Source organism: Streptomyces sp. NPDC032126 (genome assembly GCF_055580085.1).
In genome coordinates this window covers 119,181-141,880 of record NZ_JBVIMA010000008.1, presented here as the reverse complement: position 1 = coordinate 141,880, position 22,700 = coordinate 119,181, and the positions used below count along the sequence as shown (strand labels likewise).

Annotated in this window: 23 protein-coding genes and 1 pseudogene; 15 read left to right on the top strand and 9 right to left on the bottom strand. The window is 67.5% G+C overall.

Annotated features, from left to right (window positions below; all coding sequences use genetic code 11):
- The first annotated feature begins 35 nt into the window (after positions 1-35).
- The 4 genes from dnaK to ACZ5NW_RS28090 all read left to right on the top strand — a co-directional run bounded on the left by dnaK (position 36) and on the right by ACZ5NW_RS28090 (position 3,797).
- Positions 36-1,895 carry a molecular chaperone DnaK gene (gene dnaK / locus ACZ5NW_RS28105; protein WP_468746722.1) on the top strand — a complete coding sequence of 620 codons (1,860 nt, stop codon included), beginning with the start codon at positions 36-38 and terminating at the stop codon, positions 1,893-1,895.
- Between the two features lie 2 nt (positions 1,896-1,897).
- Positions 1,898-2,443, top strand: a complete 546-nt coding sequence (gene grpE, locus ACZ5NW_RS28100) for a nucleotide exchange factor GrpE (protein ID WP_468746721.1) — start codon at positions 1,898-1,900, stop codon at positions 2,441-2,443.
- Between the two features lie 82 nt (positions 2,444-2,525).
- Positions 2,526-2,918, top strand: coding sequence for a DUF2267 domain-containing protein (locus ACZ5NW_RS28095; protein WP_468746720.1), 393 nt, complete (start codon positions 2,526-2,528; stop codon positions 2,916-2,918).
- Positions 2,919-3,191: 273 nt separating this feature from the next.
- Positions 3,192-3,797: a dihydrofolate reductase family protein gene (locus tag ACZ5NW_RS28090; RefSeq protein ID WP_468746719.1), complete on the top strand. Its 606-nt coding sequence runs from the start codon at positions 3,192-3,194 to the stop codon at positions 3,795-3,797.
- Positions 3,798-4,056: 259 nt separating this feature from the next.
- Here the strand turns inward: ACZ5NW_RS28090 and ACZ5NW_RS28085 are convergent, their stop codons facing one another.
- Together ACZ5NW_RS28085 and ACZ5NW_RS28080 are read right to left on the bottom strand one after the other, a co-directional pair.
- Positions 4,057-5,817 (bottom strand): S8 family peptidase, encoded by a 1,761-nt coding sequence (locus ACZ5NW_RS28085; RefSeq protein WP_468746718.1) that lies wholly within the window; start codon positions 5,815-5,817, stop codon positions 4,057-4,059.
- Positions 5,818-6,639: 822 nt separating this feature from the next.
- Positions 6,640-7,878 carry a hypothetical protein gene (locus tag ACZ5NW_RS28080; RefSeq protein WP_468746717.1) on the bottom strand — a complete coding sequence of 413 codons (1,239 nt, stop codon included), beginning with the start codon at positions 7,876-7,878 and terminating at the stop codon, positions 6,640-6,642.
- A gap of 389 nt (positions 7,879-8,267) precedes the next feature.
- Between ACZ5NW_RS28080 and ACZ5NW_RS28075 the strand changes: the two genes are divergently transcribed.
- The 3 genes from ACZ5NW_RS28075 (at position 8,268) to ACZ5NW_RS28065 (ending at position 11,537) form a co-directional block, all read left to right on the top strand.
- On the top strand, positions 8,268-9,437 hold the full coding sequence (locus tag ACZ5NW_RS28075; protein WP_468746716.1) for a DNA gyrase subunit B: 1,170 nt from the start codon (positions 8,268-8,270) through the stop codon (positions 9,435-9,437).
- A 240-nt stretch (positions 9,438-9,677) separates the two neighbouring features.
- The gene (locus tag ACZ5NW_RS28070; RefSeq protein WP_468746715.1) at positions 9,678-10,262 is read left to right on the top strand and encodes a hypothetical protein; all 585 of its coding nucleotides are present in this window, start codon (positions 9,678-9,680) and stop codon (positions 10,260-10,262) included.
- A gap of 375 nt (positions 10,263-10,637) precedes the next feature.
- Positions 10,638-11,537, top strand: a complete 900-nt coding sequence (locus ACZ5NW_RS28065; protein WP_468746714.1) for a GNAT family N-acetyltransferase — start codon at positions 10,638-10,640, stop codon at positions 11,535-11,537.
- Between the two features lie 222 nt (positions 11,538-11,759).
- Here ACZ5NW_RS28065 and ACZ5NW_RS28060 read toward each other — a convergent pair whose 3' ends face one another.
- A complete protein-coding gene (locus tag ACZ5NW_RS28060) occupies positions 11,760-12,227 on the bottom strand; it encodes a hypothetical protein (RefSeq protein ID WP_468746977.1) in 468 nt (155 codons plus the stop codon).
- Positions 12,228-12,317: 90 nt separating this feature from the next.
- On the opposite strand from ACZ5NW_RS28060, the gene ACZ5NW_RS28055 reads away from it, so the two are divergent.
- The 3 genes from ACZ5NW_RS28055 to ACZ5NW_RS28045 all read left to right on the top strand — a co-directional run bounded on the left by ACZ5NW_RS28055 (position 12,318) and on the right by ACZ5NW_RS28045 (position 14,216).
- Complete coding sequence (locus tag ACZ5NW_RS28055; protein ID WP_351992962.1) at positions 12,318-12,674, top strand: MerR family transcriptional regulator; 357 nt, start codon at positions 12,318-12,320, stop codon at positions 12,672-12,674.
- 510 nt (positions 12,675-13,184) lie between these two features.
- A complete protein-coding gene (locus ACZ5NW_RS28050) occupies positions 13,185-13,787 on the top strand; it encodes a transposase (protein ID WP_468746713.1) in 603 nt (200 codons plus the stop codon).
- Between the two features lie 159 nt (positions 13,788-13,946).
- Positions 13,947-14,216 (top strand): hypothetical protein, encoded by a 270-nt coding sequence (locus tag ACZ5NW_RS28045; RefSeq protein ID WP_468746712.1) that lies wholly within the window; start codon positions 13,947-13,949, stop codon positions 14,214-14,216.
- 1,124 nt (positions 14,217-15,340) lie between these two features.
- Here the strand turns inward: ACZ5NW_RS28045 and ACZ5NW_RS28040 are convergent.
- On the bottom strand, positions 15,341-15,799 hold the full coding sequence (locus ACZ5NW_RS28040; RefSeq protein WP_468746711.1) for a MarR family winged helix-turn-helix transcriptional regulator: 459 nt from the start codon (positions 15,797-15,799) through the stop codon (positions 15,341-15,343).
- Between the two features lie 62 nt (positions 15,800-15,861).
- Between ACZ5NW_RS28040 and ACZ5NW_RS28035 the strand changes: the two genes are divergently transcribed.
- Together ACZ5NW_RS28035 and ACZ5NW_RS28030 are read left to right on the top strand one after the other, a co-directional pair.
- A complete protein-coding gene (locus tag ACZ5NW_RS28035) occupies positions 15,862-16,230 on the top strand; it encodes a VOC family protein (protein WP_468746710.1) in 369 nt (122 codons plus the stop codon).
- A gap of 177 nt (positions 16,231-16,407) precedes the next feature.
- A complete protein-coding gene (locus ACZ5NW_RS28030; RefSeq protein ID WP_468746709.1) occupies positions 16,408-16,914 on the top strand; it encodes a hypothetical protein in 507 nt (168 codons plus the stop codon).
- Between the two features lie 49 nt (positions 16,915-16,963).
- On the opposite strand, the gene ACZ5NW_RS28025 is transcribed toward ACZ5NW_RS28030, so the two are convergent.
- The gene (locus ACZ5NW_RS28025) at positions 16,964-17,494 is read right to left on the bottom strand and encodes a TIR domain-containing protein (protein ID WP_468746708.1); all 531 of its coding nucleotides are present in this window, start codon (positions 17,492-17,494) and stop codon (positions 16,964-16,966) included.
- Positions 17,495-17,727: 233 nt separating this feature from the next.
- Between ACZ5NW_RS28025 and ACZ5NW_RS28020 the strand changes: the two genes are divergently transcribed.
- Positions 17,728-18,261 (top strand): GNAT family N-acetyltransferase, encoded by a 534-nt coding sequence (locus tag ACZ5NW_RS28020; protein WP_468746707.1) that lies wholly within the window; start codon positions 17,728-17,730, stop codon positions 18,259-18,261.
- A 1,037-nt stretch (positions 18,262-19,298) separates the two neighbouring features.
- Here the strand turns inward: ACZ5NW_RS28020 and ACZ5NW_RS28015 are convergent.
- The 3 genes from ACZ5NW_RS28015 to ACZ5NW_RS28005 are packed head-to-tail and all read right to left on the bottom strand — an operon-like array spanning position 19,299 to position 20,554.
- Positions 19,299-19,682: a peptidase inhibitor family I36 protein gene (locus ACZ5NW_RS28015; protein ID WP_468746706.1), complete on the bottom strand. Its 384-nt coding sequence runs from the start codon at positions 19,680-19,682 to the stop codon at positions 19,299-19,301.
- A gap of 36 nt (positions 19,683-19,718) precedes the next feature.
- Positions 19,719-20,189, bottom strand: coding sequence for a hypothetical protein (locus tag ACZ5NW_RS28010; RefSeq protein ID WP_468746705.1), 471 nt, complete (start codon positions 20,187-20,189; stop codon positions 19,719-19,721).
- Positions 20,186-20,554, bottom strand: coding sequence for a hypothetical protein (locus tag ACZ5NW_RS28005; RefSeq protein ID WP_468746704.1), 369 nt, complete (start codon positions 20,552-20,554; stop codon positions 20,186-20,188). The genes ACZ5NW_RS28010 and ACZ5NW_RS28005 overlap by 4 nt, the downstream gene beginning before the upstream one ends.
- A gap of 133 nt (positions 20,555-20,687) precedes the next feature.
- On the opposite strand from ACZ5NW_RS28005, the gene ACZ5NW_RS28000 reads away from it, so the two are divergent.
- Both ACZ5NW_RS28000 and ACZ5NW_RS27995 read left to right on the top strand, forming a co-directional pair.
- A complete protein-coding gene (locus ACZ5NW_RS28000) occupies positions 20,688-20,909 on the top strand; it encodes a S1 domain-containing protein (protein ID WP_468746703.1) in 222 nt (73 codons plus the stop codon).
- Positions 20,910-21,732: 823 nt separating this feature from the next.
- Positions 21,733-22,047, top strand: coding sequence for a DUF6924 domain-containing protein (locus ACZ5NW_RS27995; RefSeq protein ID WP_468746702.1), 315 nt, complete (start codon positions 21,733-21,735; stop codon positions 22,045-22,047).
- A gap of 55 nt (positions 22,048-22,102) precedes the next feature.
- Here the strand turns inward: ACZ5NW_RS27995 and ACZ5NW_RS27990 are convergent.
- Positions 22,103-22,647, bottom strand: a pseudogene (locus ACZ5NW_RS27990) (IS5 family transposase); the annotation flags it as partial.
- Between the last annotated feature and the right edge of the window lie 53 nt (positions 22,648-22,700).

Below are 22,700 nucleotides of genomic sequence, written 5' to 3'. Positions count from 1 at the left end.
AAGAACGAGGTGAGGACGAGAAGGGAGCGGCAAAGATGGCACGTGCGGTTGGTATCGACCTGGGTACGACGAACTCGGTGGTCTCGGTCCTGGAGGGCGGCGAGCCCACCGTCATCACCAACACCGAAGGCGCGCGGACGACCCCGTCGGTGGTGGCTTTCTCCAAGAACGGTGAGGTGCTGGTCGGCGAAGTGGCCAAGCGGCAGGCCGTGACGAACGTGGAGCGCACCGCACGCTCGGTGAAGCGGCACATGGGCGACCACGGCTGGCGTTTCCCCGACCACGGGGACGTCGACGGCAAGCGGTACACCGCGCAGGAGATCTCCGCTCGCGTGCTGCAGAAGCTCAAGAGGGACGCGGAGTCCTATCTGGGTGAGGACGTCACCGATGCCGTGATCACCGTACCGGCGTACTTCGACGACACCCAGCGGCAGGCGACCAAGGAGGCTGGCGAGATCGCGGGCCTGAACGTCCTGCGGATCATCAACGAGCCGACCGCGGCCGCGCTGGCCTACGGCCTGGACAAGGAGAACGACCAGACGGTCCTCGTCTTCGACCTCGGCGGCGGCACCTTCGATGTGTCCCTGCTGGAGATGGGCGAGGGTGTCATCGAGGTCAAGGCCACCAACGGCGACACGCACCTCGGCGGTGACGACTGGGACCAGCGGGTCGTCGACCACCTCGTCACGCAGTTCAAGAACCACTACGGCGTGGATCTGTCCAAGGACAAGATGGCCGTGCAGCGCCTGCGGGAAGCGGCGGAGAAGGCGAAGGTCGAGCTGTCATCGTCCACCGAGACGAGTATCAACCTGCCCTACATCACCGCCTCGGCCGAGGGCCCGCTGCACCTGGACGAGAAGCTGACCCGCGCCCAGTTCCAGCAGCTGACCGCCGATCTGCTGGAGCGATGCAGGGCGCCGTTCCACAATGCGATCAAGGACGCCGGGATCAAGGTGTCCGACATCGACCACGTGGTCATGGTGGGCGGCTCGACCCGCATGCCGGCCGTCACCGAGCTGGTGAAGGAACTGACCGGCAAGGACCCGCACAAGGGCGTCAACCCGGACGAGGTCGTCGCCGTCGGCGCGAGCCTGCAGGCCGGTGTCCTCAAGGGCGAGGTCAAGGACGTCCTGCTGCTCGATGTCACCCCGCTGTCTCTGGGCATCGAGACCAAGGGCGGCATCATGACCAAGCTCATCGAGCGCAACACCACCATCCCGACGAAGCGTTCGGAGATCTTCACGACCGCCGAGGACAACCAGCCGTCGGTGACCGTGCAGGTCTACCAGGGCGAACGGGAGATCGCCGCCTACAACAAGAAGCTGGGCATGTTCGAACTGTCCGGCCTGCCCCCGGCACCGCGGGGGGTGCCGCAGATCGAGGTCACCTTCGACATCGACGCCAACGGCATCATGCACGTCTCCGCCAAGGACCTGGGCACTGGCAAGGAGCAGAAGATGACCGTCACCGGCGGCTCGGCGCTTCCCAGGGACGACATCGACCGCATGGTCCGGGAAGCGGAGCAGCACGCCGAGGAAGACCGCAAGCGGCGTGAGGCCGCCGAGACCCGTAACCAGGGTGAACAGCTCGTCTACTCCACCGAGAAGCTCCTCAGGGACAACCCCGACAAGATCCCGGCGGATGCGAAGAGCGAGACCGAGTCGGCGCTGACCGAGCTGAAGGAGAAGCTGAAGGGCGAGGACGACGCCGCGATCCGGCAGGCCATCGACCGCACCACCCAGGCCGCGCAGAAGATCGGCACCGCCTTGTATCAGCAGTCCCAGGCCGAGCAGTCGGCCGGTGCCTCCGCGGGCGGTGGTACGAGCGGTGGTCCGGCCGAGGATGACGTGGTGGATGCCGAGATCGTTGATGACGACAAGCCGGAGGCTGGCTGACGATGACCGGGAGCGGTCCGCAGAGCACCGAGCTGGAGCAGCTGAGGCACCTCGTTCAGGAGCGGACCGCCGATCTGCAGCGGGTCAAGGCCGAGTACGACAACTACCGCAAGCGGGTCCGGCGGGACCGTCTGGCCGTGCGCGAGATTGCCGCGGCCAACGTGCTCAAGGCGCTGCTGCCGGTACTGGACGCCGTGGACCGGGCGTGCGCCCATGAACCGCTCACGCCCGGTCTGAAGGACATCGCGGGCAGCCTCGAGGAGCAGCTCGGCTCGCTGGGTGTCACCTCGTTCGGCGAGGTGGGCGATCCGTTCGATCCCGCCTGCCACAACGCCCTCACCCATCACGTCTGCGCCGCGGCGGACGGCCTGGTGTGCTCGGCGGTCCTGCGTCCCGGCTACCGGCTGGGCGAGAACCTGCTGCGCCCGGCGACCGTGGAGGTCACCGGACCGGCTCCGCCCGCGAGCAGCGCACCGGCGCCGGAGTGCGGTGGACGGGGGTCGTCCGCCCGCCCGGACCAGCCCCCGTTGCCAGTCGTGCGGAGCTGAGAGGTTCACCCCTACCCGGGTACCGGGGAAGTGGGCATCGCCTTCGATGCCCTCAGATCACTGGAAGCGGAGGTGACGAACGATGCAGCACCACGAGTTCCTCGCTCGGGTACGCGAGCTCGGTGAATACGCCAGCCAGGACGAAGCCGCGAGGGTCACCGACGCGGTGCTGAGCGTGCTCGCCCAGCGCATCAGCCCCGGCGAGGTCGACGACCTTGCCTCCCAGCTGCCCGCACCGCTCGGACGGACATTGGCCCAGGCCAGGCAGGCGCGGGCCGAGAGCTTTGGAATCGAGGAGTTCTACCGCCGGGTCGCCGTGCGCATCGGCGCCCGACCGCGCACCGCACAGTGGGACGCCAGCGCGGTCCTGACCACCCTGGCCGGCGCCGTCTCCGGCGGTGAGCTGAACCAGATCATCAGCCAGCTCCCCTCCGGCTACGCCGTCCTGTTCGGCAAAGCCGATCTGGCCAGCTGACACCGGCAACCCTGGGGGACGCCGAGTACGGCCACCCCGTCCGTGCGCGCCAAGCCTCGCAAGATCGCCATCGACGAGTCCCGCGAGGAGATTTCCGCCTGACCGACGGCAGCCAGGACCGACCGAACGACGGCCGCGCCGGCGATGTCGGGGCACGCTCAGGGACTGCCGCGCAGTGGGGGCCGGACTTTTCTCGTTATTCGGCAGCGGGTCCGATGAGTTTGTGGCTCCCGGCCGGTCCAAGCTCGTGACACGTTAGGAAAGGACGCCGTCATGTCGGAACTTCTCGTCGACTTCATCACTTCCCTCGATGGCTACGCATCGGGTGAGCGTTGGCCCGGGTTCTGGGGTCTGGAGGGCCCGGAGTATCTCGCGTGGCTCGGCAAGCAGCCCGAGGCCACTTACCTGATGGGAGCGAACACCTACCGCCTGATGTCGGGCTTCGCCGCGGGTGAGGTGCCCTCCGGGCAAGACGAGTTCAGGCCCGAGGAAGAGGCGTCGGTCGACGCGCTCACGCAGGCGTCCAAGGTGGTGTTCTCCTCCTCGCTTGAGGAGCCACTGACGTGGGCCAACTCCACGCTCGTTCGGGACGACGCCGTGGAGACGGTCCGCGCGATGAAGTCGACCGGCTCTGGGCTGCTCAGCACGATCGGCAGCCTCAGCCTGTGCCGGTCCCTGCTGCGCGCCGGGCTCGTCGACCGCTTCCGGGTCGTGATGTTCCCGGTGATCACCGGGGCCACGGGCGAAGAGCGCATCTACGACGGCTATCCGGACGTCGCCCTGGAGATGATCGAGCACCGTACCTTCGACGGTCGCATCCAGCTGGTGGAGTACAAGCCCCGAGTGCTCGAGCACCCGCCGCTCGGCACCCCTGCGTGATGCCGCTCCGCCCGCCAGGCCGGCGTCGGCGCGGGCGCGGAGCAAGAGCGCATAGGGGAGGGACGAACCACCAGCGTCGGGACGCCCGGTCAGGGTGGTGATCAGGTCGGACAGGGGCGGCGTCAGTCCACGAGTGCGTCCGCTCCCACGTCCTCGGCCGACCACAGCCGCTCCCACTCGGCATCCGGCAGATCAGCCCGCCCCATGCCCGCAACAACAACCCAGGCACGGGGCGGTCACTTGATCGCCCGGACAGATGCTAGAAGGTCAGGTTCCAGGCGTCGATCTTGCCTGTGTCGGAGGCGGCGTTGTCGTTGACGCGTAGCTTCCAGGTGCCGTTCGCGACCTCCGAGGAGGCGTTCACGGTGTAGGTCTGGGCGATGTTGTCGGCGCTGCCGCCGGCGCGGTTGTGCAGCGTGTAGACGGTGCCGTCCGGCGCCACCAGGTCGACCTTCAGGTCACCGATGTAGGTGTGCTTGATGTCCACACCCACCTTGAGGGTGGCCGGGGCGTTGCCGGTCACACCGGTTACGGTGATCGGGCTCTCCACGGTCGCGTTGTCGTTGATGGCGAAGTCCGCGAGGTTCTCGAAGTACTTGCCGGCCGGCGGGGTGGCCCCGACGGCCTTGAGGGCGTCGACCTGTCCTTCGCCGAAGAACGAGTTGTTGGCCGTCGTACCCGTGCAGCGGCTGTCCGAGGGGCAGGCGATGTCGTTCGCTTGCTCGGCCAGCTTGGCGCGGATCTGCGCCGGGGTGATGCCCGGGTTGGCGCTGGCGATGAGTGCCGCTACGCCGACCACGTGCGGGGTGGCCATCGAGGTGCCGCTCTTGCTGCCGTAGCCGCCGCCGGGGACGGTGGAGTACACGTTGCTGCCCGGCGCCGCGACGTCGATGACGCCCTGACCGTAGTTGGAGAACGAGGCCTTGGTAACGCCGGTGCCGTTGGCCGCGACCGTGACCACGCCCGGCAGCTCGGTCGGGATGTCGAGGCAGGCATTGGTGATGGTGCGGGTGACCGGCGTGGAGTCGTTCGGGCTCGCGGAGTCGGTCGTCTTGTGGGCGAGGTCGTAGTTCTCGTTGCCCGCGGCGGCGATCTGGAGGGAGCCCTTGCTCTCGGCGTACTCCTGGGCGCGCTTGACGCCCTCGATGATGGCGGCCTGGTCGATGTTGTCCGGGCAGTTGTACTGCCACGGGTCCGTGTAATAGCTGTTGTTGGTGACCTTGAAGCCGTGGTCACCGGCCCAGACGAAGCCGCAGATGGTGTTCTCGGCGAAGAAGAAGGAGTTGCCCGGTTCGGCGACCCGGACCGCGGCGATCTTCACCCCGGGTGCCACGCCGACAACGCCCTTGCCGTTCTTGGCCGCGGCGATGGTGCCCGCCACGTGGGTGCCGTGCGTGTCGACGTCCCGCCACGCGCCGACACGGGTGTCGGGCTTGCCGTAGGCGCAGGAGACCGAGTCGGCCGCGTCGAAGTTGGGCGCCAGGTCCTGGTGCTGGTCGTCCACGCCGGTGTCCAGGATGCCGACCGTGACGGAGGCGGAGCCCGGGTTCACGGCCCAGGCCTGGTCGGCCTTGATCTGGCTCATGTCGGCCCGGACCGGTTCACCGGCCGGGGTCGATGCCTGGGCCGGATTGGCCGGGAGTGCCGGGTTGTAGGCGTCGGCCGGGACGTCCGAGGTACGCGTGGCGCCGACCTGCTGCACGCCGGCGACGCCGCGCATGGTGGCGGCGAAGGTGCTGGACGCGGAGTGGGCGACGATCACGCCGATGGCGTCGAAGTTCGAGAAGACGGTGCCGCCGTTGGCCGCGATCGCGGAGCGGACCGCCGAAGTGTCACCGGGGGCGGTGATCACGAGGTAGGCGCGCGTGCCGGCCACCCAGGCCGCACTCTGGGAAGCCAGTGCGGCGGCCGGCGTGTGAGCCTTGGCGGCCGGCGCGGTGGAGGGGACGACCGGGAGCGTGCCCGCGAGGGCGCCCGGGGCGCCGAACGCGAGAACGGCGCCGAGCGTGGCCGCCAGCACCAGCGTGCGTCTCGGTCGGCTGGATATGTGGGGTATCAATGCGTCCTCCGAAGACGGCCCGGCCGCGCTTATGGCACCGGCCGGGTCGTACGAAACCAGTGGTGGATGCAAGATGTCAGGTGCATGCCCTGTACGGAAGTACCTTTCCGTGCAGGGAGGTTGTGGAGGCATGGCTGAAAATAGGCGGGCGGCGACCGACACTGCTCGCGCCTTGGTGGCCGTCGGCGACGTACTACCCTCTCGTGCCGGTCGAAGCGCCGAGCAGATGGCCGGCATTCCCGGAACTGGGGTAAAGCGTTTCCGGAGCCATCTCGCCGTACCCTCTGAGCTGCTGGAACGGACTTTCGTTCAAGCCCTCCCGCGCACTGGCAGCGCTCCCTGGCCAGCCACCAGCGCTGCCCCGGCACTGGCAAGACCCAGCCGACGGCAGTCGCAGCGTCGCCAGGGAAATGGCGGTGACCAGGTCGCCAGCCAGCCGTCGCAGCCGCTCTGTCACAGGTCAGCCCAGGAATCCCCCGTAGAAGACCTAAGCTTCCCCAGCTGAGAGCGCGAGTTCGATTCTCGTCACCCGTTCCAGCGAAAACCCTCAGGTCAGAGACCCGGGGGTTCTTTGTTGTCTAGATCGGCGGGCGGCGAGTGCACCACAACCGCACCACAAGATCTCGTCGAACGCCCTTCCGGCCCAGATGAGGCACATGGCCGACGTCACCTCGACCGCGGATTCCTGAACACGAAGGCGCTGACCGTACTCGGGTGCGCGTAGCCGCAGAGGGAGCGGTACACGGAGTACAGGTCGCGCTTGGGGTCGATCTCGTCACGCTTTCAGGGTGTCCGAGGGGGCGTCAGGCCCCGCCGGTTTTCTCTCTGGCGGCCGTCGGCTGCCAGGAGGGCGATCACCGCGATCACCGCGAGGAGGATCAGGACCAGGAGCAGGACGGTGAGGACCGTGGGGTGGTTCCACAGGGCGAACAGCAGGGCGACCAGCAGCAGGGCGCCGGTCGTCAGCCACTTGCGGTGGGCCTCGGTCCAGGTGCCCACGGCGCCGGTGTCGATCCCGTGGCCGCCCCACCAGCCGGCCGCGGAGTCGGCGCCGCGCTCGGCGGTGGAGCGGGTGGCGCGGGCGAGTCGGCCGGGGCCGATGAAGTAGGCGCCGAGGGCGATGACGACGCCGAGCACGATCGCGGTGCGCAGGGCGACACGCAGGAAGTGCAGGAGGTGGTCGAAGATGGCGGCCGCGGCCGCTTCGGACTGCACCTGCGGCGGGAGGTGGTCGAGGTAGTAGCGGCGGGCGATGACGAGGCCGATGACCACGATCAGGCACGCGAAGGCGGCGCCCAGGGCGGTCTTCGCCAGGGCGCGGCGGCGGCGATGAGCCAGGAACACCCCTGCCGCGGCGATCACCACCGTGAGGATGGGCAGCCAGTTCCCGAGCACGTCCAGGGCGTGCGCGGCGTTCTGCACCTTCTTCAGTTTGTCGGACTGGAAGAGGACCATCGTCTTGTCGACGTCGGGGATCCTCTCCGCCGGTTCCAGCCCCGCGTCCACGAGCTCCTTTTTGACCTCGTCCACGGCGCTGCCGACGTCGAGGGTGACCGTGCCCTCCGAAACGTCGACCGCTCCGCGGCCCTTGCCGGTCAGTGCGTGCACCACCGCCGTGTGGGCGGCCCGGTTCGCGGTGACCCACACGTTCTCGAACCGGTCGCTCTGGACGAAACGGGTCGCCACTTTGTCCGCGGCCGCGTTCACCGCGTCGTCCAGCTGCGGAGCGAGGCCCCGGACCGCCTTGGCCGCGCGCGGCGGCAGGCCCTGCGACTGCAGCCAGGCCGCGATCTCGGCCGTGACCTCCTTGCCGTCTACACGCACGTCCACGGCCTTGACGATGCGGTTGTGCGCGGCCTCCTCGATCGCGGGGTCGGAGGCGAGTGGCTTCATCGTGGCGACGTAGCGGTCGGTGTCGAGGACGATGTCGTGCACCCACACCGTGAGGACGCTGACCGGGACCAGGATGCAGGCGAGGACAATCAGCACCGCCGACGCCACGCTCCGGAGCACTCTTCCCATCCGCCCTCCAAGGTCGCGATGCCGTTGTGCCGTCGGCAGGGGTCCTCGTCCATTTCCGCCCATGCGCGAGGGCATGGCATCCCGGGTGCGCCATTCGGAGTCCCGGGGCGGAGCACGCCGTCGTGTCGGTGAGGGATGCGGCCGGCTTCCCCTTAATGACCTGCCGTACCCCGGAATTGGTGGCCTCGGGACCGCCTGGGGTGGGGCCGTAGGGGGCCTCGGTGGGCCGCCTCACATGCTTCGGCCGCGATGGCGGATCACCTGGCCGGGCGTCTTGCGGTAGGCCCTCACGCACCCGTCCAGGGCCTCGATCAAGCGCCTCTGACCTGGTGTTTTCCTCGATTGCGTCTAGGCTGGCGAGATCTGCCGGATGTCGGGGGAGGGTCCTGTTGAGCGGCGATGCTATGGGGTACGACGTTGCCCGGATCGAGGTGCTTGAGGAGCGGGAAGCCATCCGCAGGCGGCCCGGGATGTGGGTCGGCTCGACGACGCAACGGGGCCTGCATCAGATGGTGTTCCAGGTTGTGGGCCGCGCGGTGAACGAGGTCCTGGCCGCAGGTGCTGGTTCCGTGGATGTCACGCTCACGTGCGACGGCGGCGTGCGGGTCGCCGACGACGGGCCGGGGGTCGCCTTCGAGGCCCCGGCCAGCGGGGGTACGGGCGGCCCGGGGCTGGAAGCGCTGCTGACGAGCCTGTGGACGGCGTCCGGGTCCGGTGGCCGGCGCGGCGTGGCCGTGGGTCATTTCGATGCGGGGCTCTTCGTCGCCGGCGCTCTGTCGAGCCGGCTGACCGCCGAGGTGCGGCGCGAGGGGGTCCACCGGGCCCAGGAGTATGCGCGCGGTGTCGCGCTCGCCCCGCCCGTCACAGTGGGATCCGCGGTCGGCAGTGGGACGACCATCGCCTTCTGGCCCGATACCGAGATCTTCGAGACGACGCGGTGCTCGTTCGCGGTCCTGGCGGAGCGTTTGCGGCAGGTGGCCTTCCTCAACCGGGGGCTGGGGATCTCACTGACAGATGAACGCCCGGCGGGCGGCGCGCGGGTGGTGCGGTTCCGGTTTCCGGACGGCGTACGGGACTTCGTGGCCGCCCTGGACGCGGAGGCGGGGGCGGCCCTCGAACCGGACATCATCGGCTTCGAGCGGGAGGATCCACGGATGGCGGGCGCGATGGAGGTGGCCCTTGCGTGGAACGGCTCCCGCGAGGAGCGGGTGCGCGGTTTCGTCAACAGCCGGGCCACTGACCAGGGCGGCACCCACGTGGACGGCTTCCGTGACGGGGTGGCGGCCGCGGTCACCGCCTACGCAGCGGAGCAGGCACTGCAAACAGCAGTGGACCCCGGTGTCCTGACCGACCGGATCGGCGAGGGTCTGACGGCGATCGTGTCGGTGAAGCTGGACCATCCGGAGTTCCTCGGCGCCACCCGCGGGCTGCTCGGCAACGCCGAAGTGCACACCTGTGTCGCACAGGCCGTCCGGGAACACCTCGGCGGCTGGTTCCAGCAGCACCCGGAGCGGGCCGCGCAGATCGTAGACAGGATCGTTCGCAGTGCCCAGGGCTGAACAGCAGCGCACGGCCCGGCCTTCGAGCAGGACGACGCAGTGCGCCTGCGCCGCCTCACACCCGGCCTGGTCTTCGCAAAGAGGGCGTAGCCATCCCGAGAGCGCGGCCGGAACCGATGTCAGAGATCCCCGTCGGGCGTTGGCGATATGCGGATGTGGCTCTGACCGCACTTTCATGGTCGGCGGTGCCGGCGGGTGTGGCTGTGGCATCTTGACCGAGTGATGCGTGGAGAGGAAGGGGTGTGGCTGGCGACCCAGCGTCCGTCACGCGTGCGCGAGGTCCAGGCCGGCCGCCTGGCCTGGACCGAGATCGACCTCATCGACATCGAAAGCGCGTTCGCGCGTCCGTTGAGGGACGCACTGGAAGTCTTCGGCGTCCGTGTGAATTATCTGCGGGTCGGTCAGCCTCGCCACCTGGTGGCGGCGTTGGACGGCAGCAGACCGATCGCGCCCTATGTGATCGTGTCCTGCCACGGCGATGAGGGACGCATCCTGATGGAGGATGTCGCCGAGGAGCTGACCGTATTCCAGCCGTTCAACGGGGATATCGGGCCAGACCGAGTACGCGAACACGTCCATCTGCCGGGCAGCGTCACCCTCGTCACCGGCTGCGACACAGGGGAGCCCGCGCTCGCCGACGCCTTCCTGGACGCCGGCGCCGGCATCTATATCGCCCCTCGGGGCGCCCCGTTCGGCTATGCGAGCGTGTTCGCCCCGCTGTTCTTCTTCTACGAGCTCACCCAACAGCGCACTCCCGTGGAGGCGGTCGAACGCCTGCGCGCGCACGACGACGAACTTGCCATGTGGCAGCTCTATCAACGCTGATCGGTACGCCTGCGGTCCTTCCGGCCGGAACGCTTCGGGTAGCTGATGGCGGAGTGAGGATGGGGGCTGCCGACGATCACGCATTTGCCCCTCGGCGGTGTCAGCCGTGCATGGTCAGGGGAATTCGGTGCATGGCATGGCGCCCGAACCCAACCGCCACGGGGAACGCTTCACCACATCAATCGCGGGTCAGGGCGTAGGAAATCCGTGGACGGGCCCGCGGTAGATCACTTAGTGTGTGGTTCCACGCCCTGAGACGGACGGAAGGAGGCGAGTGCCGTGCGGTTCACACCATTCCAGCGCTCCCTCTGTCCCGGCGTGGTTCGTGAGTTCTGACCGGGAGCGCTCCAAGCAGCCTGTATCCCGGAGGAATCCATGACCGATCCGGTCATCCGCGCGCTCTCCGCGAGCGACGCTCATCTCTTCGACGCACTCCCCGACCCTCTGGGCGCCCGTGAAGGCCATCGGCGTACCCAGTTCCGCCCCGACTGGAAGCGCGTCGCCCTGCGCGACGGCGAGGTCGTCGCACGCGGCGCGTGGTGGGGCGGCCCCGACGACTCAGAGCCCGTCAACATCAACTGGTTCGACGTGGCCGAAGGCGAGGAGGAGGCCGGGGCCGAACTCCTGCGCTCCGCTCCTTGGCAGGTCGAACTCGAGATCAACCTGCCCGGCGGCTGGCGGGAAAAGACCGACCTGCGCGACGCCGCAGAGGCGCGCTTCGCCGCCGCACGAGCGGCAGGATACGAACTCCTGGTGGAACGCCTCCTGTACCGCTGGACCCCGGAGCGAGGTCTGCCCGAGCGGCCCGGACGCCTGCGCTTCAGCGCCGAACCCGACGACACCGTGTTCTTCGACGCGTTGCGCCGCATCCACTCCGTCACCCTGGACGCCCACGCGCTCAGGGCCATCGAGGAGGGCGGCCTCGACCAGGCCGCCCGGGAGGAACTCGACTTCTTCCACTGGTGCCCCTCCCCGCGGGGTTGGTGGCAGATGGCGTACACGCCGGAGGGCGACCTGGCCGGTATCCACATCCCGGCCCACAACCCCTCCGGCCCTACCATCGGCTTCATCGGAGTCGTCCCGGAACAGCGCGGTCGCGGCTATGCCTACGACCTCCTCGCGGAGTGCACCCACCTCCTCGTCGAGCAGGGCGCGGAGTTCGTCAGCGGAGCGACGGACCAGGGCAACTTCCCCATGGCCGCGAACTTCGCCAAGGCTGGCTTCCCCGTCATCAGTGAACGCATCAACTTTCACCCGGCGGGCCAAGCGGCCTAGCGAGGAGTAGCACGCGCTGAGGGGTCCGGTCCGAGGGCAGGCCCGGACCCCTTGTCAGCGACATTCGGGATCTGCGCTGTGGCCGGCGGCCACCATCTCGTCGTCAGACCACGTCCCTCACGGTGATCAACGGTGGACGCACTCGTCTCTGCAGCTGGAGTACTAGCGGGGAGACGAGGCCGCTGGCGAATGGCATTTCGGCCCAAGGGACTCGTCTGGGTATCACCGGCCCGCGTCGTCGAGCGGTTGTCCGGCAGAGGGGTTCATAAGGTCGGTGCGTCGAGCCTGCCACCACGGCACAAGCTGGAGAACGCCGAACGCCACCTCGACAACGAAGAACAGCCACAGCCAGCGTGGGGCACCGTGTGCCAGCGCATACGCCTGCCACGCGGCGAAAAGCGTGCGCGCGATGCCGTCGAACAGTCCGTGCACTGGTAGCGGGTTGATGATCCGGAGCAGCGCCCAGACGACCACCACTGAACCCATCAGATTCGCGTAAAGGGTCTCTATCGGGTCGAGGGCAGGCAGGGTGCCCAGCCCGAGTGCGTCACCGATGTTCGACAGTGCGTCGTGCACCAGGGCGTAGGTCCACGGCGCGGCGAAACCGGCTGTGACCACGAGGTCGTACCAAGCACTTGTGCGTACGACGCGAAGATAGGCGGGGTGGGAAGGGGCGAAAAGACGGAACACGGCGAGGCTCCTGCTGGTCTCCTGCACGGACGCCACGACGGTAAACAGTGGAGTACTGTCCAAGGTCAAGTCCGCAGTTCAGGGAGAGCCGTGCGTATCGGGGAGCTGGCCGCGCAAGCGGGACTGACCAGGGACACCATCCGTTTCTACGAGAAGATCGGTCTCGTGACGGGGCGGCGTCTGGCCAACGGTTATCGCGACTTCCCGCCGGAGGCAGTGCCCTGGCTGCAGTACGTCCGCACCGCACAGACGCTCGGCTTCTCGCTGGCCGAGATCGCACAGACCGGCGAGGAACTGCGGAACGCGCCCGACACCGCCGAGGCTTTGTCCGCGCTGTTCAAGGAGAAGATCAAGGTAATCGATGCGCGTATGGCGCAGCTTGCCGCCCTGCGGGCCGAGCTCGACGCACGTGTTGGCACCGGATGCCCGCTGCGGGCGGCCGGCTGAGCCGGGTGAGCAGCGACAAACAGGCCTCGACCTCTCTCAAGGCACTTTCCAACCTGATCGCGCCGTGGGCGAGTTGGCCAGCTGTACAACGCGACAAAGTCTCCTGGTAGTTGGGGTCACGACCAAGATCACACATGGCGCAGGCGGCGCGGTATGTGGTCGAACAGGTCGGCCGTCCTCACCCTCCACCTGACCAGCTGAGGCTGAGGACGGAAATGGCTCTGTCACCGGTTTGAGTTTCAGGCACGTGGCTGTAGCCGTTTCTCCGGCGAGCGGCGGGTGTTGGGTTGAGCAGTCCCGGTTGGGCGTCGGCTGGTCGACTGGTCACCCGTGTGCGGTGCGGGGACCAGCAAAGGCAAGCCGTCGGTGGTTACGCGCGTTGAGATTCGCACCTGTTGAAGTCCGCTCTGTGGAGACTCGGGTTTCCCGGGTGGAGCTCCGCGACGGAGTGGGGGAGGGCTGTAGCTGGGGGAGGGGCGGTCGCGTTTCGTCGTTGCCGAATAAGGCGTCGTGTTGTTTCGTGAGTTGGTGGTGGCACGCGAGGAGCGCGGGAGCGTTCCTGTCGCGAGCGCGGATTCCGCGTCGGCTACTCGACGCTCACGCCCTCCTGCGAACCCTGAAAGCCGGCACGGCCCCGGCCGCACGAGCAGGAATCCCGAGTCCGCGCCGGATCACCTCCTCGATCATGAGGCCCGCGCGAGCGCCTCAGCACCCAGGAGCTCGAGCACCTCGATCAGGCCCGCCTCGCGTGCCCAGACGTCGCGCGGGCCTGCGACCTCGCCCGGGCTTTCACTGATCGTCCGCAACCGCCGAGGCCAGCTGCTGCCTGCCTGGATCCGCCAGGCCGAACAGTCCGACACTCTCTCTGTCGCAAAGTTCGGCGCGTTCCTCCGCCAGGACTTCGACGCTGTCATCGCGGCCTCACTCCACGAATCGAGCTCTGGCAAGGTCGAAGGCCATGTCAAGCGCGTGAACACGATCAAGCGAGCCATGCACGGGCGGGACGGCTTCCGACGACTACGGACCCGGATCCTCGCTCCTACATCAGGGCTCCGTCAAGTTCCGTGTTTGCGTGGAGGGTTGATGATCAGGCCGGTAGGGGCGGATGGCTGAGCAGGCACGGAACTTGACGGAGCCCTGCAACTCGCGCCGTTTTCAACCAGGTTGAAAAAAACCGAGTGGCATGGTTGCGCCAAGTTGCGGAACCGGCCGTATGGCTCATCCTGGAAATAGCACACGATCACCGCGCGAGCATGGCGTATCGCCGCCGCAGTGGCACACCAAATCGCAACTAGAAAAATTCTGGAAGAATTACCCAAGGTCAGCACCCGCGACGCCAAGACGACGCCGCTGCTGCCGCCCGGGGAAGGATTCGGCGATAACCCACCCCTTGCCGCCCTCACATCGCTGGCGTTCTGGGGACGAGGCGTCGGCCGAAGCTGGCAGGTGACAAACCCGCAACAGAAGTTCGACACAGGGCTGAACCTGAACGGACTCACCCGGATCCAAGTGTGGATCGGATACCAGTTTCTCAACGGTTGACCGGCCGCGGCACGATCGGCGAGATGACCGGTGGGCGACTGCCTAGAGGTCTCGACGGCGATCGATGGGCCGGACGCTACGCGCCAACAAGGGCATGGGTTTCTACCAGCTGGGAAACGCGAGATTGGAGATCCGCAATGACAGAGGTCGACGCGGCTGTAGTGGACTCGAACGCGTCCAGCGCTACGATCCCGGCAACGATATTCAACAAATCAAGTCGTACTATCGCCGCGGGCGGCACAGTGCGACTTACGGCAGCTCCCTTTGGGACCGGGAATCTCGCTGATGCGACTTTCGGCTCGATCGCGCCAGGGGGACAAGAGACGCAGCTTATCAATTGGGATTTGGAGCAAGATGACGGACATACCCCATACCCGACGGCCGCCCGCTATTTCCTTTCAGCGGAAGAGGGCGGGGCCTGCTCAGGCGGAACCGGTGAAAATCCAGAAGGAATCGCAGGAGTCCGATTCTCTATATTTGACTCTGATTGGTCATAACTGTGCCGATCCTGGATAGAGGGGCGCTGCTCCCCGAAACAGGTAGCGGTCCCGTCCGGAGTTAGCGAGGAGATCATGTCTACTTCGTCATTTCAAATGTCGAGCTTCACTCCTGTTGAGGGTAAGATTGTCAATCAAAGCTCGACCTCTGTATCGTTCTCATTCTCTAGCGCATACGTAACGCATATCAGCGTCGACATATGGTCTGAGGATGACCAAGGCGCAACCTACGCTGATAGGCAAGAAACGGATACGAACGGTACCGATGATGTGGGCTTGTCGTTTGCCGTGCCTGCCGCCGTTAACCTGCACTACAAGATTACGGTCAGTGGCGACCCCGGCTCGAATAATATTGTCCACGTCCGCATCGAATGGTAACTCGTTAGCATTCCGTGTGCCATCCCAGCCCCGCCAGGGCTGATCAAGTTCCGTGAATATCTGGGTTGTTGGTGATGCCCAGGATGGCGAGTGCTCGTTCGGGTTCGTGGCGAGTGGCGCGGCGTGCAGTGCCGGTGTGAATGGTCGAGGCGTCCTCAGCGAACGTGACAAGCCCAAGCCCATACATCTTCGGATACTCAACCGCGCACTATCCGCCTCGCTCCGGCGGGCCCTGCGCCGCGGAACGAGCTATGCACCCTCGTTGTCGCTGCGCAGGGAATGGATCATGCTCTGCAGGATCCGGAACGCGTCCGACTGCTCTGTCTCGGTCAGGCCGGCCAGCATTCTGGCCTCGACGGACCGGACGGCTGCGCTCGCCTTCTCAAGGCTTCGTCGGCCGCGAGGCGTGAGCCGCGTGGGAAGCGCCTTTCCTACGGGTGCCTGCGCAGGCCTGGTCACGTAGCCGTCTCGTTCCAGTGCCTGGAGCAGCACGTTCATCGTCTGTCGTGTCACGAACGCGCCCCGGGCGAGCTCGGAGTTCGACAAGCCCGGTCGTTGCGCCAGCAGTTCGAGACAGGAGTAGTGCGTCACGCTCATCCCGAGCGGCCGCAGCACTTCCTCCATGGCCGCGCGCAGGGCGCTGGACGTTTCTTTGAGCAGGTAGCCCAGTGACGTCTCCAGGTCGACGCCGATACCTTCTTGACTCATGTCAGCATTCTGACATAGCTTGCCGCATGTCAGAAAACTGACACGAATAGAAGGAGCGTTACATGCCCGCCACCGGTCCCGACTTCATCTCGCTCCAAGTGCGCGACCTCGACGCCTCGCAGACGTTCTACGAGCAGTACCTGGGTCTCGTCCGCTCGCCGGCCGGACCTCCGCACGCCGTCGTCTTCGAAACCAAGCCGATCGCGTTCGCCCTCCGCGACGTCATTCCCGGCACCGACCTCGCGTCCGTCGCTCAGCCCGGCATCGGTGCCGCGATCTGGCTCCACGCCACCGATGTCCAGGTCATCCACGACGCGCTCGTAGCCGACGGTCACACCATCGTCTCCGCGCCGATCGACGGCCCGTTCGGCCGGACCTTCACTTTCGCCGATCCCGACGGTTACCAGGTCACGCTCCACGACCGCGCTTGATCGACCCAACGCCACCGGACGACAGTGTCGAGACCATAAGCAGGCAAGCAATCAACGGATGGTTGGCTATGCGTACAGCAGCCCGTGGGCGCGAGGACAACAGGTGTGCCCTAACAACGGCTGACCTTGAGATTTAACCCGTAGGAGCCTTGGGCGCGCGGCTCGCATACTGGTCCGATGAGCGCGATCTCCACACACCACCGGTTCCGGGACCCCCGGAGCACGAAATACGACTTCCTCACGTCGGTTCTCGTGCACTGTCCCGGCTGCGGAAAAGTCGCGCACGTCGGTACAGCACCGGACCCGTCTGGGGTTCACGACCAGGGCCTCTTCGCACGGAGGCGTCTCGTCTGTCGGAGCTGCGGGATGGCAAAGGACTGGAGCCGTGGCGGTGTGGCGTTGCACCGGGATCGGCATGCGCCGGCCACAGACCCGTACTTCGATGTGCGACTCTGGCTGCAGACCGAGACCCGGCACGGGTGGGTATGGGCCTATAACCTGGAACACCTGGAGTTGATCAGGCGGTTTGTGCAGGCACCACTGCGTGAAGGGATTCCCTGGTACGACCACGGCCGGAAGATGACCGTGGTGGCCCGCCTGCCTGCATGGATGCAGCAGGCCAAAAACCGCGACGAAGTGCTGCGGGCCATCGCCCGCATCCACGCCTCCCTGCTGCGCGTCTGACCTTGCGTCGTCCGGCGCCGGGGCCGGTCGCTGTGTCGAGGCTGGTTCGTCAGAGGTCGCCGTGGTCCTGCCAGCCGCACGAACCGCAGATGACGAGGCGCAGGGCACGGTCGTGTTGGTGGTCGACGGTGACGTAGGGGCGCAGCCGGTCACTGCCGACACCGCACTGTGGGCACCTCTCGTACTGACCCAGGGGGCCGAAGTCGCTGATGACGAGAGAGGGTTCGGGATCGGATCCCTCGTCACCGGAGGGCGTGTCGGCCAGAACGAGGCGCGCGACCGCGGCCGCTGCCGCGTCCGTCACGCCGACGGCCAGGCGTACTTGGGGCAGTCGGTTCAGCGGGAGCGGCAGGGGGCAGTCGTCGAGGCGGACGGGTACGACACGTCCGCCCTCCGCCCGGGCGGCGGTCCAGGCAGCCTTGGCGGCATACGACCACAGCAGGACGACGGCATCCGCCCCGGCCGCATCGGCGTCGGCAGCGGCATCGGTCACGACATCGGCACCGGCCCGAGCCAGCGCGGAGGCGAGGGACGCGGCCTGCCGCTCGTCCTTGGGCTGGTACGAAAGGTAAGTACGCACGATCTCATCATGCGGCAGGGCGGCACGCCGTGATGCCTGCGCTGCCAAGCCCGTTGCTGTCGGCGACAGCTGAAATCAGCCGCCGCCGACACGGCTCCTCGTCGAGCGCACTGTGCGTATGAGGCGTGACGGCATCAGCCCACCGAGAGGAAGAAGCACGATGACCTTGCCCCGCCAGCGAGGCTTGACCGAGCAGGCTGCATGGTGACGTCAGGGCACCAGTACTGTCTGACATGACCTATGTGATCACTGCCGCTCATCCTGACGACGCCGCGACGTTGGGGCCCTTGCACCTGCGGAACTGGCTGCAGAACTACCCCAACGCAGACGCAGGGATCGATGAGTCCTGGATCCGTGAGCACCGCGGTTCGTCCGCCACGGCGGAAGGCATCACGCAGTGGCGGGAGTTCATTGAGGTGGCAAACCAGCACCCTGCCCCGCGCTTCTGCCGTGTCGTTCGGTCCAAGACGGAGATCGTCGGGTACCTCTGCGGTCACCAGGACGAATCGGAATCGGTCACTCTCGGACCGATGTATTTGCTGGACCACGCCCAGGGGCACGGCCTCGGTGGCCGCATGATGACCGAGTTCCTCACCTGGGCCGGATCTGCACGTATCCGCCTGGGGGTCGTCGACTACAACGAACGTGCGATCCGGTTCTACCAGCGCCACGGCTTTGAGATCACAGGCGAGCGTTACCTCTGGCGAGGGAGGCTGCCAACCCTGCCCATGACCCGCGAGGCCCCATCAGCCGCCGACTGCAGCTGAGGGGCTGTTGTCTTTCCGATCTTGAAGTGTGCCAGTCGAACGAGGGTCTCATTCGGGCGCGCGTCGCCGAGTATGGACGGGCAATGCCGACGGCTCAGCGTGCGGTGTGCCCGGAACGGAGCTCGTCAGTGTCGACCGTCGTGAGCGCCACGCTCAGTGGCACGCCGGTGCCAGCCGCGGCGGCCAGCCGCTCGCGTACCTCGCGCGGTGTTCGAGGCCGCCAGCCGGGCCCATCACAGCAGCCGGAGTGGAACGTGACACCCGCGTTCAGTAGGGCAGTCAACGTCCGCCACCCAGCGGTGTCGCTCCGCTTCGGCACAGCGAGGTCCTGGCCCGCGTCGATCATCCCTCCACCGCAGCGCGGGCACCGGCTTGCCCACGTGCCGCGCTTCTTGAAGGAAGAACGGCAAGGCAAGCACACGTAATGCCGGTTCGGAGTCCCTCCACGAAAGCACATCGCACCAGTATGGCAAGGTCACTTTGCCCATCCCAGCGATTTGGTAGCGACGCGACTGTCGTCGTTCTGACCTCGAGGCGTGTCGGTCGATCGGGTGACTGCGGCGGCTGCCGTGCATGAGAACAGGGCCTCTTGGTAGCTCGAAGGGTGTCTACGCCAATGAGCTGCCCAGAGCGCCTGGCTCACCGGTTCGGGAAGGCAGGCGACCACGGATGCGTGAGCGCCCCCATTTCCGGCGCTGTCGCCGACGCCGAACGGGTCACCGACGTCCAGGTCCTCCTCATGCGCGACTGGTCCGCCCACACGCTCGCCACGATCCCGCGGATGGCGCAGGGCCTGGCGGCGCGCGGACTGTGCTCCGGGAAGAGCTCACCGACGACCGGCCACCTGGAACATGAGCGCCAATTACTCCGGTTCGCAGGTGCTGACCGTCGAAACGGACGCCAGCGGCACCTACCGGGGCGTCACGATCCAGCACAATGGCAACCTCACCTGGCCGACGGTCTCCTGCAGCACGGCCGGACGCACGAAGGCGCGGCGACCACGCCGACGGTCGCCGCGCTTTTCGGAAAGCAGCCGGCTAGCAGCTCATCGCCCACACATGGGCGTCGCCGCGGTCGTTGGCGACGCCGTTGTAGGCGACCTCCTGGCCCGGCGTCAGGCAGATGGTCATGGCTCCGCCGGTGGACGGGAACTGGATGGCGGACTCGTAGACCTTGACGTGGTCCTTGATGCCCGGGCCGGAGATGCCGTGGTTGGCCCACGACGAGTCGTTGTCGGCGATCCAGCTCTCCCACCACTCGTCGTCGCCGGACGCGTTCATGCGCTGCCCGCCGAAGTTCGCGTCCGTCCATACGCAGAAGTTGCCGCTCGGACACTCGGCGGCCGCCGCGGGCGAGGCGGTCACCAGCCCCGTGCCGGTGGCGAGCAGGGCGGCGACGAGCAGGGAGACGTACTGCTTCACAAGTAGTGCCTTTCTTTTGGTCGTTGTACGGCGCGTCTACCGGTCGGTGTACGACGCGCTGAGCAACGCCCGTGCCTCGGCGAGGCCGTGGGCGCGCAGCTCCTGATAGGCGGCGCGATCCTCGCGCGACGCACGGGACTTGAGGTTGTTCACGAGGGTCATCGCCCGGAACCAGCGCCGCTGGTCGCCGTAGAGGCGGCGCTGGGCGGCGGCGAGGCAGCCGTCGGTGTGCTGGCCGACGACATGACCGCTGGGCAGTTCGAGCGTGAGCTCGGCGCGGCCGGTGCCGAACAGGGCGTGGTCCACGGCGGTGGAGGCGGGCGGTCCGCCCGGACGCGGCGGGGTGAGGCCCTGACGGGTCAGACAGCGGTCGGTGAGCAGGACCTGGGCCGCTTTGAGGGTGTCGTCCGGGCTGAGCGACACCGCTGGTTCACGCGACCCGCCGCAACTGGCCGCACAGGCGGCCAGACACAGCGCGGCGAGTGCGCGCCGGGTGCGGCGGCTCATCCGGGCTGGCAGTCGGAGTGCGGGGTGGTGTCGATCGCGTCGGCCTTGTCGGCCCACTCCCAGTTCTCCGAGTAGTCACCGCCGTAGACCGTGCGTTGCAGACAGCCGCCCGAGCGCGGGAAGTGCAGGACGTACGTGGTCCGGTCGACCTGGGAGCTGAAGGACTTCGCGTTTCTGCGGACCGCGGCGTCGAGTTCGGCGTATCCGCCGCGGCCCGCGTCGTAGCACCAGCCGCCGCCCATCTCCCCGGGCTGCGGCCAGAAGCACACATGGCCCGGCAGGACGGCGGCGGAGGCGGACGGGGCGGGGGTGAGCGCCGCGAGCGCGGCGGACAGGGCGAGGGCGAGGGTGACGGAGCGTCGCAAGGGGGACCTCTGGGGACGGTGGTCGGACGTTGCTCACGCTGCCTTCCCCGTGCTGACCAGGACAAGCGCGGCCGCCCTCGACCTCACCCGTTACAGTGAGTAGTCATACAGGTCGAGAGGTAGGATCGAGCGCATGGTGACCGCGACAGTCCGCGACTGGTACGACGAGGAAGGCTGGGGCGTCCTCGATTCCCCAGAGACGCCGGGTGGGTGCTTCGGTCACTTCTCCGACATCCAGGCACACGGGAACGCCTTCCGCACGCTCACGCCCGGCCAGCGGGTGCAACTCACCTGGGAGGCCCCTGGGTTCAAGCAGGATGGGTACGACTATCGCGCGGTGTCGATCGTGCCGTGACCGCCGCCCCCGCTCGGCCGTCCGGGCCTGATCCTTCGTCAGCGCCTTGGCGACCTTGCGGGGTGGCAGCGGGTCCACCAGCAGCACGTGGGAGGCGAACCAGCGGTCGGGCTCCGGGTCCGGCGCCGGGTTCACGAACTCCGCGCCTGCGTAGTCGTCGAGCGGTGGGTCGTAGAGATGGCCGGAGACCACGCGGTGCCAGACCAGCCGCTCCACCGGGGCATCCCGGTCGTCCACGAGGAGCGGCACCCGGAGGGGCGGCAGCGGGCCGTCGTGGCCGCCGCGGTCGCGCATCGCCGGGCAGACCCAGGGAGTGCCCGCGACGAGCGTGACCCCCGCAAGGCCGGCGCACTGAAGCCAAAGGCCACCGACCTGGCTCACCAGGCGTAGGACAAGCGGTCCGACCTGGTCAAGGACAAAGCCGCCCATTCAGGTGGGCAGGGTCGCGGCAGGGCGGCCCTGGCCGAGCACCTGGGCGCGACAAGGCCACAGAACCCGTACCGCACACTACTGCTTGAAGATCATCTACAAGCCGGTCGGCCTGGCGCTCAGCGTCGTCAGCGGCATCGTCACGGCGCCCTGTTCAAACAGGCGTGGAAGATGGTCGGCCATGACGGGGACGCCCCCGACGCCACCGACGAGTAAGGTACCTGGAGCGAAGTGGTCCTGGCCGCCTCCCTTCAGCTGTTTTCGCCGGCGGAACCAGGGCCTGCGACCTTGCCTGCGCCTCCTGGTGGAGTGGGTCTGGCAGGCCGAACAGGACGCAAGAGTTCCGGGGTCGCCGAAGGTGCGCGGATGGGGTGAAAGAGTTCAAGCGGGCTAGGTGTGGCCGAGCCTTGATGAGTTCGATGCCCTGGTCGTCAGAACCGACTACCTGAACGGCCAGGCGTGGCAGGACGTATCGGCGGCACTGATGGAGCCCTGGGGAGACAGGCCCTACGAGGCAGACGTCCACATCATCGATGATCTGGCCTGGTCAGTGGCGACCGTTGACGAGGTGCTGACGGCGGTCCGCGGCGAGGACAACCTGGCCGTCGTCTTTCTCGCCGACCGTACAACCATGCAGGCCGAGAACAGCCCGGTGGCTGTGTCGATCTCCGCAAGCGCCCGGTCACAGCGACACCACGAGGTCAAGTGATCCTCGACGAAGCCCGGCACCTGCTCCAGCTCCTTGACGCACAGGAATCAGATCGCCTGGGCCTCCCGGAACGCTCCCGTCCGCGCAGACCCCGGATCGGTGGGACCGCGTCCAGCAACGGCAGAAGCTGGGTGACGTCGTGCCGGTTACCGCCGGTGAGCATGACGGCAAGCGGGGTTCCGTGACAGTCGACGATCAGATGGTGCTTGGAGCCGGGGCGGCCGCGGTCAAAGGGCGAGGGGCCGGTGCAATCCCCGTTCGAGCGCCCGAATGTGCGAGCCGTCCACCGCGCAGTCGTCGAGGTTCAACAGGCTGGCGCGGCACAACTCGTCCAGCAAGACGGCATTGCAGGCGGGGCCAGACGCCGGCCTCGGTCCAGTCCCGCAGTCGGCGCCAGGCCGTCACCCCGGAGCAGCCCACGGTCTCCGCGGGGACGTCGCGCCAGGCGACACCGGTCCGCAGCACGTACATGACGCCGGCGAGTGCCACGCGGTCCGGAACGCGTAGCCGCCCGGGATAGCGGTGGCGTCGTTCCGGAGCAGGCGGCAACTGCGGAGCAACCCGCTCCCACAGGTCGTCAGGAACAAGATCAGCACGCACCCCGGACACACTGTCGACCAAGATCGTCGAGCACAGGACCCGCAGCTCAACTC

Coding starts and splice junctions, on each gene's coding strand:
- dnaK (WP_468746722.1), top strand. CDS start 36: ATGGCACGTGCGGTTGGTATCGACCTGGGTACGACGAACTCGGTGGTC.
- grpE (WP_468746721.1), top strand. CDS start 1,898: ATGACCGGGAGCGGTCCGCAGAGCACCGAGCTGGAGCAGCTGAGGCAC.
- ACZ5NW_RS28095 (WP_468746720.1), top strand. CDS start 2,526: ATGCAGCACCACGAGTTCCTCGCTCGGGTACGCGAGCTCGGTGAATAC.
- ACZ5NW_RS28090 (WP_468746719.1), top strand. CDS start 3,192: ATGTCGGAACTTCTCGTCGACTTCATCACTTCCCTCGATGGCTACGCA.
- ACZ5NW_RS28080 (WP_468746717.1), bottom strand. CDS start 7,878: ATGGGAAGAGTGCTCCGGAGCGTGGCGTCGGCGGTGCTGATTGTCCTC.
- ACZ5NW_RS28065 (WP_468746714.1), top strand. CDS start 10,638: ATGACCGATCCGGTCATCCGCGCGCTCTCCGCGAGCGACGCTCATCTC.
- ACZ5NW_RS28040 (WP_468746711.1), bottom strand. CDS start 15,799: ATGAGTCAAGAAGGTATCGGCGTCGACCTGGAGACGTCACTGGGCTAC.
- ACZ5NW_RS28035 (WP_468746710.1), top strand. CDS start 15,862: ATGCCCGCCACCGGTCCCGACTTCATCTCGCTCCAAGTGCGCGACCTC.
- ACZ5NW_RS28030 (WP_468746709.1), top strand. CDS start 16,408: ATGAGCGCGATCTCCACACACCACCGGTTCCGGGACCCCCGGAGCACG.
- ACZ5NW_RS28020 (WP_468746707.1), top strand. CDS start 17,728: ATGACCTATGTGATCACTGCCGCTCATCCTGACGACGCCGCGACGTTG.
- ACZ5NW_RS28010 (WP_468746705.1), bottom strand. CDS start 20,189: ATGAGCCGCCGCACCCGGCGCGCACTCGCCGCGCTGTGTCTGGCCGCC.
- ACZ5NW_RS28000 (WP_468746703.1), top strand. CDS start 20,688: ATGGTGACCGCGACAGTCCGCGACTGGTACGACGAGGAAGGCTGGGGC.